We start from the raw sequence: 14,127 nt of genomic DNA on the forward strand, positions 1-14,127 counted from the left end.
AGACCGGGCATCGGCAGGCAGGAAGATCGTGAGGGGCGTGGGTACGAAAGCACCGGCAGGCTCCTTGGTCTCCCGCGATGCGCCGTGAACGGCGAACAGGGAAGGCGACGACAACAGGAAGGCTAGGGGGAGGTCTGCCCCGCTGCTCGACCGGTTGGGTCATTCGCGTGACCGGGCGGATCAAAATCGCCGGCGCCGCGTGCTTTCCCGCGAAGCTTGCAGCAGGATCAGTTGACGGGCCGGCGCCGGCGTTGCGATCGCCGACGAGAGGCGCAGGGTCCTGTGGGAGGAGATGGCTTGCCCAACCGTGCTGCGTTCGACGAGCTCTCCGCTCTTGCGCCGCTCCTGCGCGTGCGCCCCGAGCTTGAGCGGCTATGCCAGTTCGGTGCCCAATGGGCCTCGCCGCATGATCAGTCGCCGGCCGGTTGGGTTCCGTTTCATCTCGTGGCCAGAGGAAGTTGCATCCTTGACATCGCCGGCCGGGCGCCGGTTTCGCTCCATGCCGGCGATGTCGTGCTCCTGCCGCGCGGCGATCCGCATCTGATGCGGGGAGCCACGACCCCGGCGGATGGGCGTTCGCAGCCGCCGGTGGTGATCCGTCCGAACGGGGCGATCGAACTGGCTTCGAATGCGGACGCTCCCGATACCGAACTGATCTGCGGCCGGCTGTCCTTTGAACCCCGTGCGGAAAGCCTCGCGCTGGCGGTGCTGCCATCCTTCATCTTGCTGCGCGCCGATGAAGGCCCGTCGGCGCGTCGCGTTGCCGGGCTCCTGCACACGATCCGGGACGAACTCGTTCAGGCCGCGCCGGGCGCGCGTGCCATCGGTGCCGGTCTCGCCTCCGCCCTGATGATCATGGTCCTGCGCATCCACTTCGCGCGCGACGAGGCGCGAAGCGGCATTCTGGGCCTGCTCGCCCAGCGCCAAACCGCCGGTGCCGTGCTCGCCATGATCCGCGAGCCGACGCGGCCATGGAGCCTCGATGATCTCGCCCGCGCCGCCAACACCTCGCGCGCCACGCTGGTCAGGGGCTTCAGGTCGCTGGCGGGCCAGGCGCCGCTGGCTTTTCTGGCGGATCTCAGGCTCGACCTCGCCAGGCATAGGCTGGCGACTTCGGATCAGGGGCTGACCGAAATCGCCCTCGATGTGGGCTACCAGTCGCAGAGCGCGCTGACCCGCGCCTTCAGGCGGCGCTTTTCGCTGACCCCGACCGCGTTTCGCAGAGACCGGGAGGCTGCGCAGCCCGCCGGCTGACGGGAGCGTCGGCTGTTCTCAGCCGACGGTGACGCGCCCGCGCACGACCCGCAGGGCGAGCGTGCCGTTCTTCAACGCCAGTGCCTTCTCGCCGAAGACCTCGCGGCGCCAGCCCTGCAGGGCCGGGACCGCCGCCTGGTCGTCGAAGGCGATCGCTTCGAGATCGTCGCTTGAGGCGAGGATCTTCGGTGCGACGCGCTCGGCGTCGGCCGTCGCCTTGAGCAGGACCTTGAGCAGGTCGAGCACGGCGCCGTTACCTGACCGGCCGCGTTCGCGTTCGAGCTTCGGCAGCGTCTGCGGATCGAGGGCCTGGGCCCGTTCGATCGCGGCCAGCACCTCGCCCCCGGCGCGCGAGCGCTCGAAGCCGTTCGGTACGGAGCGGAGCTCTCCCAGCGCCTCGGCCGAGCGCGGCGAGCGCTGGACGATGTCCATCAGCGTATCGTCCTTCAATACGCGCTGACGCGGCACGTCGCGATGCTGGGCCTCGCGCTCGCGCCAGGCGGCGAGCTCGATCAGCGCGGCGAGTTCCTTCGTCTTGCGGATGCGACCCTTGAGCCGCTGCCAGGCGTTCTCCGGCTTGACCTCATAGGTGCCGGGCGAGGTCAGTACCGCCATCTCCTCGGCGACCCAGCTTTCGCGGCCGCTCTCGGCGAGATCGGCGGCGAGCGCGAGATAGATGTCGCGCAGATGGGTGACATCCGATTCCGCATAGGCGAGCTGGGCGTCGGTGAGCGGCCGGCGCGACCAGTCGGTGAAGCGCGACGACTTGTCGATCCGCGCCTTGGCGAGGTCGTTGGCGAGCTGCTCATAGCCGACGGAATCGCCATAGCCGCAGACCATCGCGGCGACCTGCGTGTCGAAGAGCGGCGTCGGGATCAGCTTGCCGATCATCCAGACGATTTCGAGGTCCTGCCTGGCCGCATGGAAGACCTTGACCACTTTGGGGTCGCTCATCAGCGCCAGGAAAGGCTCGAGGCTGAGATCGGGCGCCAGCGGATCGACCAGCACCGCTTCGTCCGGCGAGGCGAGCTGGATCAGGCAGAGCTTCGGATAATAGGTCGTCTCGCGCAGGAACTCGGTGTCGACCGTGACGAAAGGATGCTGCGCCAGGCGCGCGCACGCCTCGGCCAGCTCCGCGGTGGTGGTGATCAGGTTCATGGGCGGCTCTTAAGGCATGTTCCCCGAAAGTGGAAACGACTTTCACGCCTCGGGGGCCTGCGCGACGCCGCTTTTTGCCGCGGTTGATCCCGGTTCGGGCGGCCGTTTCAACGACAGGCCGGGGCCGTCCGGGCCAGGCTCCGCATGCGCGCTTCTTGACAAGGCCGCCGGCTGCGTGTGGTTACGGGCCAGACCGTCGCGCGGCCCCGTCGGGCCCGCCCGCATGCCCGGAAAGCCTGATCCCGTGACCCTGCACCGCTATCGTTCCCATACCTGTGGCGCGCTCCGCGAGAGCGACATCGGCTCGACCGTGCGCCTCTCCGGCTGGTGCCACCGCATCCGCGACCATGGTGGCGTGCTCTTCATCGACCTGCGTGACCATTATGGCATGACCCAGGTCGTGATCGATCCGGATTCGCCCGCCTTCCGCGAGGCCGAGGATCTGCGCGCCGAATGGGTCGTGCGCTTCGACGGCAAGGTCAAGGCGCGCCTCGCCGGCACCGAGAACCCGAATCTGGCGACCGGCTCGGTCGAGGTCTTCGCGACCGGCATCGAGGTGCTCGGCCCCTCCGCCGAGTTGCCGCTGCCGGTCTTCGGCGACCTCGAATATCCCGAGGATACCCGGCTCAAATACCGCTTCCTCGATCTGCGCCGCGAGAAGCTGCACAACAACATCATCCTGCGCGGCAAGGTGATCGACTATCTGCGCACGCAGATGAAGCACTCCGGCTTCTCCGAGTTCCAGACGCCGATCCTGACGGCGTCCTCGCCGGAGGGCGCGCGCGACTTCCTGGTACCGAGCCGGCTGCATCCCGGCCATTTCTACGCGCTGCCGCAGGCGCCGCAGCAGTACAAGCAGCTCCTGATGATGGCGGGCTTCGATCGCTACTTCCAGATCGCGCCCTGCTTCCGTGACGAGGACCCGCGCGCCGACCGCCTGCCGGGCGAGTTCTACCAGCTCGACGTCGAGATGAGCTTCGTCGAGCAGGAGGATGTGTTCCGCACCATGGAGCCGGTGATCGCCGGCGTCTTCGAGGAGTTCGGCGGCGGCAAGACGGTCACCAAGAACTGGCCGCGCATCCCCTATGCCGAGGCGATCGCCAAATACGGCTCCGACAAGCCCGATCTGCGCAACCCGCTGGTCATGCAGGACGTCTCCGAGCATTTCCGTGGCTCGGGCTTCAAGGTCTTCGCGCGCATCCTCGAGGATGAGAAGAACCGCGTCTGGGCGATTCCCGCCCCGGGCGGTGGCTCGCGCGCCTTCTGCGACCGGATGAACTCCTGGGCGCAGGGCGAGGGCCAGCCCGGCCTCGGCTATCTGATGATCAAGGAGGATGGCGAAGGGCAGGGGCCGATCGCCAACAATATCGGCCCTGAGCGCGTCGCGGCGATCATCGCTCAGATGGGGCTGAAGGGCGGCGATGCCTGCTTCTTCACCGCCGGAAACCCCGACAAGTTCTACAAGTTCGCCGGTTCGGCCCGCAACAAGGTCGGCTCCGAGCTCGGGCTGATCGACGAGAACGCCTTCGCTTTCGCCTGGATCGTCGACTTCCCGATGTACGAGTACAACGAGGACGAGAAGAAGGTCGATTTCTCGCACAACCCCTTCTCGATGCCGCAAGGCGGGCTGAAGGCGCTGAGCGAGGAGGATCCGCTTTCGATCAAGGCCTTCCAGTACGACATCGCCTGCAACGGGTTCGAGCTCGCCTCCGGCGGCATCCGCAACCACAGGCCGGAAGCAATGGTGAAGGCCTTCGAGATCGCCGGCTATGGCGAGGAGACGGTGATCGAGCGCTTCGGCGGCATGTACCGCGCCTTCCAGTACGGCGCGCCGCCGCATGGCGGCATGGCGGCCGGTGTCGACCGGATCATCATGCTGCTCGCCGGCGCGACCAATCTGCGCGAGGTCGCCCTGTTCCCGATGAACCAGCAGGCCGTCGACCTCTTGATGGGCGCGCCCTCCAACGTGACGCCGAAGCAGCTCCGCGAGCTGCATCTGCGCCTCAACCTGCCCGAGAAGAACGGCTGACCCGATGACTCCGCTGGCTGCCCGGCGCCTCCTGGCGCCGGCTCTTCTGCTGCTGCCCGTTCTCTCGGCCTGCGTCTCGACGCCGTCCAATCCGAGCGCTGCGCGCGCCAGCGTGCTCGCCGGGATCGTCTCGCGCGCCAGCGCCTGCAATGCCGGCTATGCGCGCCGCGACACGCTCGACCGCTTCCTGCAGGCGGAGCGGGCCCGCGGAGCGACGCCGGAGCAGATCGCCGGTGCCCGCTCGACCTATGTCACCATCTCCGAGGCGCAGACGATCAACCAGGGCATCCGGCCTGAGCCCTGCACGGCCGAGGAGCGCGCGACGCTGCGCGGCCAGATGAACACGGTTCGCGCCAACCGCTTCGAGACGCTCTGACCACGATGCCCGCGCTCAAGCCGAGCCTCGCGGCGCTCGCCGCCTGCGGCCTCGCCGGCTGTGTCGGCGCCGGTGCCGGCCCGGTTCCGGGGACGCCGGAATTCACCGCCTCGCGGGTCTCGCGCGCCTATGATTGCGGCGTCGGGGTCGATCGTGGCCGGATCATCGCGGGTTTCCGACAGGAGGACCGCGCGCGCTTTATCGCAGCCAATGCGAGCTATGCGGTGAAATCCTACAACGCCCCGCGCCGCTGCGAAGCCGAGGAGCGCGCGCAACTGCAGCGCGAGCTGCGTTCCGGGGCGCGCCGCTGATTTCCGCTTGCCCGCGCGTCGCTTACCGCGCACATGCGCTGCATGAGTTTCTCGCCGGCCGATATCACCGCCATCGTCGTTTCCTTCGACAGCGCCGAGGTGTTGCCTGCCTGCCTCGCGGCGCTGGCCGGGGAGGGCGTGCGGGCGCTGGTCGTCGACAATGCCAGCGGTGACGATTCCGCAGCGGTGGCCGAGCGCTCGGGCGCGACGGTCCTGCGCAATGCGCGCAATGAGGGCTATGGCCGCGCTAATAATCGCGGGGCCAGGGCGGCCGATACGCCGTTCATCCTGATCGTCAATCCGGACCTCGAAATCGGCGCGGGGGCGATCGCCGCCCTGCTCGCCGCTGCCGAGGCCTATCCGGATGCCGTCGCTTTCGCCCCGCGCCTGATCGAGCCCTCCGGCCGGGTCTTTCTGCAGCCGCGCTCGCTGCTGTCGCCCGACCATCTCAACCGCGCTCGCGACATCGTCCTGCCTCAGGGCGATGCCTGTCTGCCTTTCCTCTCCGGTGCCTGCCTCTTGCTGCGCCGCGAGGCCTTCCTGGCGCTCGGCGGCTTCGATCCCGAAATCTTCCTGTTCTACGAGGACGACGATCTCTGCCGGCGGCTGCGCGAGGCCGGCCATGCCCTGGTCCATGTCGACGGCGCCGAGGCCAGGCATGGCCGCGGTCGCTCAAGCGCTCCCTCGGCGGCGCGGCGCTTCACCGCGCGCTGGCATCTCGCCTGGTCCGAATATCACGTCTCCCGCAAATATGACCTGCCCCGGCCCGGGCTGGCGCGCATTCTGGAAAACGCCGCCAAGACAGCAGGTTACGGTCTTATTCTGAATCGACACAAGATGATGGCTCATGCCGGTTCGGTGGCGGGAGCGCTGGCAGCCCGCGCCGGTCGCAGCGCTCTGGCGCGTCAGGGTCTGGAGCGAGCGGAGCCTTGATCGTGAGTTCGCCCCTGCGCTTCGTCCCGGTGGCCGACGGTCTCGCGGCCCGTCACAATCATTTCGGCCTGCTGCGGCTGCTATTGGCGCTGTCGGTCGTGGTCTCGCATGCGCTGAGCGTCACGACCGGCCGAGTCGAGGACGAGCCGCTGGCGGCCTCGACCGGGTTCACGCTCGGCGAGCATGCCGTCAACGGCTTCTTCGCGATCTCCGGCTTCCTGGTGACGATGAGCTATGAGCAGCGTGGCTGGCGCGACTATGTCGTCGCCCGCACCTTGCGTATCGCGCCCGGCCTGATCGCCGCGACCCTGGTCGTCTCGCTCCTGCTCGGCTCGGCGCTGACGACGCTCGATCTTCGCGCCTATCTCGCCGATCCCCGGCTGTGGCGCTTCATCACGGCGACGCTGACCACCTTCAAGAGTGCCGCGCCCTTGCCCGGCGTGTTCGAGGCCAATCCGCTGCCCTTTCCGATGGGGACGGTCTGGACGCTGAAATACGAGACGCTGTGCTATCTCGGCGTGCTGGTCGCCGGCCTTGCCGGATTGCTGCTGCAGCGCCGGCTGGCGCTGGCGATCTGGTGCGTCCTGGTCGTGGCCACGATCGCGCGCGAGATCGTCGCGCCCGATGGCGCGAAGGGGGTGGAGACGGCGCTGCGCCTGCCGCTGATCTTCATGACCGGCGGCCTGATCTATCTCTGGCGCGAGCGGATTCCGCTTTCGCTCGCCGGGCTCGCCATCGCGCTGGTGCTCACCGGCCTGCTGGCCTGGACGCCGCTCTACAAGGCCGCGCTCTATCTCGTCACCGCCTGGGGCGTGCTGGTGCTGGCGCTGGCGCCGGCCTTGACCGGCTGGCGCAGCGAGCCGCCGGCCGATCTGTCCTATGGCGTCTATCTCTATGGCTGGCCGGTGCAGCAGGGCTTCGTCGCCTTGTTTCCGAGCGCCGGCGCCTTCCTGCTGTTCTGGCCTGGGCTGGCGGTGACGATCGCTGTCGCCGCCGCCTCCTGGTACCTGGTCGAGAAGCCGGCGCTCGACCTCAAGCGCCGGCTGATCGCGCGCTCCTGACGGCGCTGGCAAGCGCCTCGATACGGTCGGACATCAGCAGCGGCAGCAGCGGCGTCAGCTCAGCGGCCGGCAGCTCCCACCAGCGCGTCGCCAGCAATTGCTCGATCTGCGCCTCCGGCAGGCGCAGGCGCACGATCCGCGCCGGGTTCCCGGCGACGATCGCATAGGGCGGCACGTCGCGCGTCACCACCGCGCGGGCAGCGATGACGGCGCCATGGCCGATCGTCACCCCCGACAGGATCATCGCCTGCGAGCCGAGCCAGACATCATGGCCGATCGCGACATCGCCGCGGGTCGCGTCATGCCCGGTGAAGGCGGACGCGGCTGGCCACAGGCCCGGTAGGGCCGGGAAGGGGTAGGTCGTCGCCCAGTCGGTGCGGTGATTGCCGCCGAGCAGGATCTCGACCCCGTCGGCGATCGAGCCATAGCGCCCGATGGTCAGCTTTGCGCCGCTCTCCGGAAAGCGCACCTTCGGGCGGCCATAGGTGAAGGCACCGACCGCGATCTGGCCGGGGCGGCGCACGATCAGCCTGGCGAGATGCAGCCTTGTCTGATTGTCCGGGTTGATCCGCCGGCGCAGCCAGCCGCGCGGCCCGGCCGGCAGGCCGGACCACCAAGTTGCGAGCCGGCCTGGCCGCCAGCTCGCATCGTCGGCCGAGAGAGAGAGCGGCGGCACATGGCCGCCAGCTTCATTCGGCATTGGCCTTCACGTCGATCTTGTCGAAGATCTCGGTCGGATCAGCGAGCGTGATCACGTCGGCGAGGCCGAGGCCGGTCGGCGCCTTGGACGAGGCCGAGAGGCTCAGCTTGCCGGGCTTGGCGACGAAGCGGGCAATGGCGCTGGCCAGCGACTTCGCTCCATCCGACGGCCCCAGTATGGCGGCGAGGCCGAGGCTGGCGATGGTGCCGTATTCGCGCCGGACGTCCTCGACCTTGCGCTTCGACTTGCGGGCCTCGTTCTCGAGCAGTTTCTCGGCCAGCCCGAGATTTTCCAGCTTGATGTCGAGATTTTTCGCCGTCGCGCCGAGCAGTGCCACCTGCGCCAGGGCAAGATCGGCGGAGAAAACTTCCTTGCCGACATTGCCGAGCGTGCCTGTCGCGTCGAGCTTCGCCATGCCGGCGCCGCCGAGCGAGAGCGCGCGGATCGCAAATTCCTTGCTGGCTTCCTGCCAGGCGAGATCGAGCTTCGCCGACAGGTCGAGATTGCGATAGCCCATCGCCAGGAGATCCTTGGCCGACGGATTCGAGGTGCTTTCGACGACCGGGATCGTCAGTTTGTCGAGCGTCAGCGCCATATTGGTGGGAATGCCGTTGACCTGCTCGCCATGCCTGAGCTCGAAGGTACCGAGGCCGACCTCGATCGGCGGCAGCGGCGCCGCTCCACGCTTGCCCTGCTGGGGCGCGGTGATCTGGATACCGCTCAGCCGGATCGTGCCGAGCTTGGGGATGAAACGGCGCAGATCGTCGACGCTCGGGTCGAAATCCGGCTCGGCCAGGGCCTTGCGCAACTCCTTGATCGTGTTCTCCAGCGAGAAGCCGAAATAGCCTGCGGAGGCGATCGTGCCCTTGCCGCCGCCGCCTTCGAATTTCAGGCCTTCCACCACGAAGCCAGACTTCTCCGGCGTGTCCTCGCCGAAGGCGATGCGCGCGAGGCGCATCTCGACAGGCTCCGGCTTGGCGCCCGGCTTCGGCGGCGTCTTGACCGCCAGCACGAGGTCTCGGATCTCGCCGCTGCCATAGTCGATGGAGTCGAACAGGGCGAGCATGGCCAGCAGCAGCTTCCGGTCGCGCGCTTCGGTGACCGCAGGATCTTCCTTGCTGTTCGGGTCCTTCGCCGCCTTTTCCGATTCCTCCCCGAGCGTGACGATGCGCGTCATCAACTCGCTCATCGGCTCGGTGCCGACGCGGCCCTTGAAGTTGCGCATCGCGGCCTTGCCGCCCGAGACCTTGCCGAGCTCGCCGAGATCGAGCGTGTAACCCTCCTGCTCGAGCCGGCCGATGAGGGTCTGCATCGCAGGCTCGGTGCCTGGGGCCGCCTTTTCGGCGAAGACACGGGCGATCTGGGCGAGGTCGAGCCCCTCGAAGCTCGTCCGCAGGATCTCGCCGTTCATCTGGCCGGAGGCCGAGCCCTCGACCTTGATCGTTCCGGCCTTGGCCTCGCCGCGCGCGATCCTGCCTTCGCGAATCTCGGAGAAGCGGACGTCGCGATAGGTCGTGATCTGCTTCTGCGGGCCGAAATTCTGCTCCATCACCAGGCTCGGCGCGCTGATCTCGGCGGCCGTCAGGCGGCTCATCCGGGCGACGGGGCTCTCATTGCTGCCTGGCGCGGCCTGGAAGATGGCTTGGAAGGCCGCGCGGTCGAGCGACGTCCCCTTCACGTCGAGCTTCGGGATCGTCAGCACGAACTTGCCGAGATCGAGCCGAAGATTGTCCAGCTGGAAATCCTCGGCCGAGGCCGGACCGGCCAGCAGCAGGAGCAGCAACCCCGCCGCCGGGAGCGGGCGCGCGCGCCCGAGGCGCTGGCTGGGCAGAATGGTCATCGATATCTCCTGGAGCGTGATGTCGGAGCCTCGCGCGGCAAGGGCGGGCCCAAGCCGCTCTTGTCGGGCCGAGAGGCAAAATCGCTTCCGGCCGGGACCAACGTTCCGTTCGGCTTCGAATTGGCGCTGAAACTGCCGCAAGGCGAAGACGAAGGAAAGACACAAGAGGGGCTGCCCGGCGAAAAGCTTGACGGCGCGCCGGCCTTGCGTGCCATTGGCCGCAGATTCGCCATCGCGTCCCGGCAACGCTCTGCGGCATTGGTGGCCTTTTTGGGGAAACGGATCATGCAGGCTTCGGGACGCTGGGTGCGATTGGCCATTTGCGGGGCGCTGGCGCTCTGCTTCGCTGCTCTGCTGCTGGAGCGCTCTCAGGCGCAGCAGGCTGCCCCGGCCGCCGGGCTCGAGCCGCTGACGATCGTCAGCGGCAACGGGCGCCATGAATTCCAGGTCGAGGTGATGCGCACGCCCGAGCAACGGGCCCGTGGCCTGATGCACCGCCAGTTCATGCCTGCCGATCGCGGCATGCTCTTCGATTTCAAGCGTACCGAGCCGGTCGCGATGTGGATGCAGAACACCTACATCTCGCTCGACATGCTCTTCATCCGGGCCGACGGCACGGTGGCGCGGATCGCCGAGCGTACCGAGCCGCTCTCGACCCGCACAATCCCCTCCGGCGAGCCGGTGCTGTCGGTGCTGGAGATCAATGGCGGCGTTGCCGAGAAGCTCGGCATCAAGGCCGGGGACAAGGTCGAGCACGCGCTATTCCGTCCCTGAGCCGGTCGACCCCGCCTCAGCCCAGCTCGGACGAGATCATGCGGCAGGTGGCCAGCAGCTCGGCGAGCACCTCCTCATGCCGAGTGCGGGCGCCTCGTCGGTTGAGATAGGGAATGACGATGCTGGCGACGGCGCGGCCCTGCCGGTCGAGGATCGGTGCGCTGATGTCGGTGACGCCTGGCATGTCGTGGCTTTCGGCGAGCAGGAAACCGCGGGTCGCGATCTCGTCGAGCATCGCCCTAAGGAGGCCCGCATCCTCCTCGCGACCGTGCGACGGGCCGGCGTTCAGACTGCGCTGGCGCATGTCATCGTCCTGGAAGGCCAGGATCACCCGGCCCGATGTCGCCTCCACCGCCGGCCGCCGATAGCCGAGCCGCAGGGTGAAGCTGATGTCGCCCGTCCCGGCGGCATTGGCGATCACAACCGTCTCGCCCTCGTTGAGCACGACGAGATGGGCTGATTGCGCCGTTTTCGCGCTCAGCTTTTCCATGGCCGGCGCTGCGACCTCGACGAGCTGTCGCGCCCGCGGCGTACGCATGCCGAGCTCGAACAGCCGGTTGCTGAGCGTCAGCTCCTCAGTCGCCGGGTCGCGGTTGAGATAACCGCGCTCGACCAGCACGAACAGCATGCGGAAGATCTCGCCCTTGGAGCGGCCGAGGCTCTCGGCGATGGCGCGGGTCGAAAGCGGCTTCTGGGCGGCCGCCAGCAGCTCGATGATCTCGAGTCCCTTCTCCAAAGCGGGGGCGGGATAAGGCCCCGGCCGGCTGCTTGGCTCGACGTGAAGCTGCTCCATGCACGGCTCCCACTCAATTCATTAGCGAAGCTTGACTGCATATATGCAGCTGTTACCCTTGCCTTACGTCACTAGCAAGCTGCGCGGCGTATTTGCACCCCGGAAACCGCTGGGGGCCAGTATTTATTCGCCCGAAGAGGCGGGTGTCGGTCGAATTCGCGCGCGGCCCGGAGAGTGGCGCAGGAGAAGCCTTCAAGACGAAAACAAAGCTGCATCGCAAGAAATGATCGGAAGAGGGAGAGCGATCATGAAGGCAGGGTTCAAGGCGGCCGTGGCGATGTTGGGTTTTCTTGCGGCAGGCTTGCTGTCGAGTGTCGAGGCACGTGCCGACAAGCTGGCCGATATTCTGTCCAAGGGCGTGGTGCGCATCACCGTCTTCGCCGATGTTCCGCCCTTCGGCATGATGAACGCCAATCGCGAGCTCGAGGGCTTCGACATCGACATGGCCAGGCTGGTCGCCAAGGCGCTCGGCGTTAAGCTCGAACTGCTGCCGGTGCCGGCCGCCAGCCGCATTCCCTTCCTGCTCACCGACAAATCCGACATGAACATTGCGGCGATGTCGATCACCGCCGAGCGGGCTCGCCAGGTCATGTACAGCGCCCCCTATGCCGACACCTCGCTGGCGGTCTATGGCGCCAAGGGGCTCGCCCTGAAATCGGCGGCGGATATCGGGCGCAACCGCGTCGCCGTCGCCAAGGGCACGACCGAGGATCTCGTCCTGACCGCGCTCGCGCCCGGCGCCGACATCATGCGTACCGAGGACAATGCGACGGCTGTCCAGGCCTATCTCTCCGGCCACGCCCAATTGCTGGCGGCCAACAGCGTCGTGGTCGTCGAGCTGGCGAAGAAGAATCCGGCGAAGGAGTTCGACTTCAAGTTCGCGCTGCGCCGCGCGCCGGCCCATGTCACAGTTCGGTTGGGCGAGCACACTTTGCTGCGCTGGCTCGACACGCTGATCTTCCAGAGCACGCTGAACGGCGATCTCGACGCGTTGCACCGGAAGTGGCTCGGCGGCCCGATGCAGCCCTTGCCGGCACTCTGAGCCGGGCGGGCAGGGCGGCGCGGCGGGAAGGAAGCGCATGTCGAAGCATGATTTCTCGCGCGAGGAGTTCGCGGCGCGCCGGGCGGCTGTCGGCCGGGCGATGGCGGAGCGGGGGCTGGACTGGCTGATCCTGTTCCACCCGGTCTCGATCCGCTGGCTGACTGGCTCGGACGCCAAGAGCTACCAGGAATTCCAGTGCCTGCTGGTGCCGGGCTCAGGCCCTCTGACGATCATGGCGCGGGAGGGCGAGCGCAACGAATTGCAGGACGAGGCGCTGGTCGACCGGATCGAGAGCTTCGGCGGCGGCGAGAATGAGGATGCGATTCCGCGCTTCGAGCGGCTTGCCGACGAGCTTGGCCTGCTGCGTGCGCGCTGCGGCATGGAAGTGCCGGCCTATTATCTGCACCCGCATCACTATGTCCGCCTGCGCGAACTGCTCGGCTCCAGCCTGGCAGCCGAGACGACTGATCTCGTCCATGATCTCAGTCTGGTGAAGTCGCCGGCCGAGATCGCCTATATCCGCCGGGCGAGCGCGATCGCCGATGAGGCGATGGCGGTGTTCGCGGCCGGGCTGCGGCCGGGGCGCAGTGAGCTGGCTGTGGCCGGCGACGTCTACGGCGCGTTGCTGGCCCGCGGCAGCGGCCTTTCGGCCAGCCCGATCAACCTCGTCTCGGGCGCGCGCTCGGCTTATAGCCACGGTGCCCCGACCGAGCGGGTGCTGCAGTCCGGTGATTTCGGCAGCGTGGAATATGGCGCGACATGGCGCCGCTATACCGCGACCATTGGCCGCCAGTTCTGCCTCGGGCAGTCGACGGCGCGCATGCGTGAGCTCTACGAGATCGTGCGGCGGGCCTGCGACGCCTGTATCGCCGAGATCCGGGACGGTGCGCCGGCGACGGCGCCCCATGAGGCGGCGAAACAGCTGATCGCCGCCGCCGGGCTTGAACATGGCCGCGTGCACACGTCCGGATACGGGCTGGCGCCGGGCTTCCCGCCGAGCTGGGGCGAGCCGGTCCACATGATCGGTGGCGCCCGCCATATCTTGCGCGCCGGCATGGTGCTCAGCGTCGAGCCACCGGTCTTCCTCGGCGATGAAGGATTGGGAGCCCGCATCATCGACAATGTTCTGGTGACGTCGCAGGGCTGCGAGCTGTTGTCGCGCCGCTCGCGTGACCTCATCACCGTCGCATGAGCCCATTCGGATCGCCAGGAAGGCGCGTAAGCTGCTGAGGGGGGTGGTCTGGCCGCAGGTAAGCGGTCCTCCTCGGGAGGTCGCGGCCTCAGCCGCGGGACGAGAGTGAAGTCCCGCCGCGTGCATTGTCGACGACCAGTATGAGCCTGGCGCGGGCATCTGCCTTCCGGGTCTTGCGTTGCGCCAGGAGGCGCTTGGTCCTCAGCATCTGCTGAATACGCGACAGAGATTTCCTGTTTTGCTTCATCTGGGTCCCCTCGACTGCCAGTGCCGATGATGGCTGATCGCAGCCGGGCGTTCAGCCCCCAAATGGGGGATCGATGAACTCGCCATGTCTGGTCAAGGGGGCGGGAGGGGATGAGGCTTCCGGCTTTCCGCGCGCAGGAGAAGGTGCCGCCGGCGAGCTCCAACAAGGGTGGGGGACCGTGGTGGAGCGGCAGCGGAGCCGCTGCGGGAGCCCGGCGGGAAGTTTCGGTTCCCATCTGTCTCCCTTGGTGCTATCTCGTTCCGCGTCGCGCCGGTTCTGGGAATGGCTGGTGCGTCCGATTTGTGAGTGATAAGATGCACTTACGAGACGGCGGGGTATAGCGCAGCCCGGTAGCGCATCTGCTTTGGGAGCAGAGGGTCCCAGGTTCGAATCCTGGTGCCCCGACCATTCTCGAAA

13 protein-coding genes and 1 tRNA gene are annotated in these 14,127 nt (G+C 67.6%); 10 read left to right on the forward strand and 4 right to left on the reverse strand.

What is annotated here, in order from left to right:
* Positions 1–297: 297 nt before the first annotated feature.
* The gene (locus tag J0J10_RS14415; protein WP_291637344.1) at positions 298–1,254 is read left to right on the forward strand and encodes an AraC family transcriptional regulator; all 957 of its coding nucleotides are present in this window, start codon (positions 298–300) and stop codon (positions 1,252–1,254) included.
* An 18-nt stretch (positions 1,255–1,272) separates the two neighbouring features.
* On the opposite strand, the gene rnd is transcribed toward J0J10_RS14415, so the two are convergent.
* The gene (rnd, locus tag J0J10_RS14420) at positions 1,273–2,412 is read right to left on the reverse strand and encodes a ribonuclease D (RefSeq protein ID WP_291647164.1); all 1,140 of its coding nucleotides are present in this window, start codon (positions 2,410–2,412) and stop codon (positions 1,273–1,275) included.
* Between the two features lie 250 nt (positions 2,413–2,662).
* Here rnd and aspS point away from each other — a divergent pair, with 250 nt between their 5' ends.
* From aspS to J0J10_RS14445, 5 genes are read left to right on the forward strand one after another with little or no spacing between them, the layout of a single operon-like run.
* Positions 2,663–4,441 carry an aspartate--tRNA ligase gene (aspS, locus tag J0J10_RS14425; RefSeq protein ID WP_291637441.1) on the forward strand — a complete coding sequence of 593 codons (1,779 nt, stop codon included), beginning with the start codon at positions 2,663–2,665 and terminating at the stop codon, positions 4,439–4,441.
* A gap of 4 nt (positions 4,442–4,445) precedes the next feature.
* Positions 4,446–4,817 (forward strand): hypothetical protein, encoded by a 372-nt coding sequence (locus J0J10_RS14430; protein ID WP_291637348.1) that lies wholly within the window; start codon positions 4,446–4,448, stop codon positions 4,815–4,817.
* A gap of 5 nt (positions 4,818–4,822) precedes the next feature.
* Positions 4,823–5,128 carry a hypothetical protein gene (locus J0J10_RS14435; RefSeq protein ID WP_291647165.1) on the forward strand — a complete coding sequence of 102 codons (306 nt, stop codon included), beginning with the start codon at positions 4,823–4,825 and terminating at the stop codon, positions 5,126–5,128.
* Positions 5,129–5,170: 42 nt separating this feature from the next.
* On the forward strand, positions 5,171–6,061 hold the full coding sequence (locus tag J0J10_RS14440; protein WP_291647166.1) for a glycosyltransferase family 2 protein: 891 nt from the start codon (positions 5,171–5,173) through the stop codon (positions 6,059–6,061).
* A gap of 2 nt (positions 6,062–6,063) precedes the next feature.
* Complete coding sequence (locus J0J10_RS14445) at positions 6,064–7,122, forward strand: acyltransferase family protein (protein ID WP_291647167.1); 1,059 nt, start codon at positions 6,064–6,066, stop codon at positions 7,120–7,122.
* Here the strand turns inward: J0J10_RS14445 and J0J10_RS14450 are convergent.
* Both J0J10_RS14450 and J0J10_RS14455 read right to left on the reverse strand, forming a co-directional pair.
* Positions 7,094–7,822, reverse strand: coding sequence for a CatB-related O-acetyltransferase (locus J0J10_RS14450; protein ID WP_291647168.1), 729 nt, complete (start codon positions 7,820–7,822; stop codon positions 7,094–7,096). The genes J0J10_RS14445 and J0J10_RS14450 overlap by 29 nt on opposite strands.
* On the reverse strand, positions 7,812–9,662 hold the full coding sequence (locus tag J0J10_RS14455) for a hypothetical protein (protein WP_291647169.1): 1,851 nt from the start codon (positions 9,660–9,662) through the stop codon (positions 7,812–7,814). The genes J0J10_RS14450 and J0J10_RS14455 overlap by 11 nt, the downstream gene beginning before the upstream one ends.
* A 285-nt stretch (positions 9,663–9,947) precedes the next feature.
* Between J0J10_RS14455 and J0J10_RS14460 the strand changes: the two genes are divergently transcribed.
* The gene (locus tag J0J10_RS14460; protein ID WP_291647170.1) at positions 9,948–10,436 is read left to right on the forward strand and encodes a DUF192 domain-containing protein; all 489 of its coding nucleotides are present in this window, start codon (positions 9,948–9,950) and stop codon (positions 10,434–10,436) included.
* 16 nt (positions 10,437–10,452) lie between these two features.
* On the opposite strand, the gene J0J10_RS14465 is transcribed toward J0J10_RS14460, so the two are convergent.
* A complete protein-coding gene (locus J0J10_RS14465; RefSeq protein WP_291647171.1) occupies positions 10,453–11,229 on the reverse strand; it encodes an IclR family transcriptional regulator in 777 nt (258 codons plus the stop codon).
* Positions 11,230–11,476: 247 nt separating this feature from the next.
* Between J0J10_RS14465 and J0J10_RS14470 the strand changes: the two genes are divergently transcribed.
* From J0J10_RS14470 to J0J10_RS14480, 3 genes are all read left to right on the forward strand, one after another.
* Entirely contained in the window at positions 11,477–12,271 is a 795-nt protein-coding gene (locus J0J10_RS14470; RefSeq protein WP_291637362.1) for a transporter substrate-binding domain-containing protein, read from the forward strand.
* Positions 12,272–12,308: 37 nt separating this feature from the next.
* Complete coding sequence (locus J0J10_RS14475; RefSeq protein WP_291647172.1) at positions 12,309–13,463, forward strand: M24 family metallopeptidase; 1,155 nt, start codon at positions 12,309–12,311, stop codon at positions 13,461–13,463.
* A 578-nt stretch (positions 13,464–14,041) separates the two neighbouring features.
* Positions 14,042–14,118, forward strand: a tRNA-Pro gene (locus tag J0J10_RS14480).
* The last annotated feature ends 9 nt before the right edge of the window (positions 14,119–14,127 follow it).

This window comes from Allobosea sp. (assembly GCF_017308075.1).
Lineage (GTDB): Bacteria > Pseudomonadota > Alphaproteobacteria > Rhizobiales > Beijerinckiaceae > Allobosea.

Excerpts from the sequence above, each read along its gene's own strand:
- rnd (WP_291647164.1), bottom strand. The coding sequence starts at position 2,412 with ATGAACCTGATCACCACCACCGCGGAGCTGGCCGAGGCGTGCGCGCGC.
- J0J10_RS14430 (WP_291637348.1), top strand. The coding sequence starts at position 4,446 with ATGACTCCGCTGGCTGCCCGGCGCCTCCTGGCGCCGGCTCTTCTGCTG.
- J0J10_RS14435 (WP_291647165.1), top strand. The coding sequence starts at position 4,823 with ATGCCCGCGCTCAAGCCGAGCCTCGCGGCGCTCGCCGCCTGCGGCCTC.
- J0J10_RS14440 (WP_291647166.1), top strand. The coding sequence starts at position 5,171 with ATGAGTTTCTCGCCGGCCGATATCACCGCCATCGTCGTTTCCTTCGAC.
- J0J10_RS14450 (WP_291647168.1), bottom strand. The coding sequence starts at position 7,822 with ATGCCGAATGAAGCTGGCGGCCATGTGCCGCCGCTCTCTCTCTCGGCC.
- J0J10_RS14455 (WP_291647169.1), bottom strand. The coding sequence starts at position 9,662 with ATGACCATTCTGCCCAGCCAGCGCCTCGGGCGCGCGCGCCCGCTCCCG.
- J0J10_RS14460 (WP_291647170.1), top strand. The coding sequence starts at position 9,948 with ATGCAGGCTTCGGGACGCTGGGTGCGATTGGCCATTTGCGGGGCGCTG.
- J0J10_RS14465 (WP_291647171.1), bottom strand. The coding sequence starts at position 11,229 with ATGGAGCAGCTTCACGTCGAGCCAAGCAGCCGGCCGGGGCCTTATCCC.
- J0J10_RS14470 (WP_291637362.1), top strand. The coding sequence starts at position 11,477 with ATGAAGGCAGGGTTCAAGGCGGCCGTGGCGATGTTGGGTTTTCTTGCG.
- J0J10_RS14475 (WP_291647172.1), top strand. The coding sequence starts at position 12,309 with ATGTCGAAGCATGATTTCTCGCGCGAGGAGTTCGCGGCGCGCCGGGCG.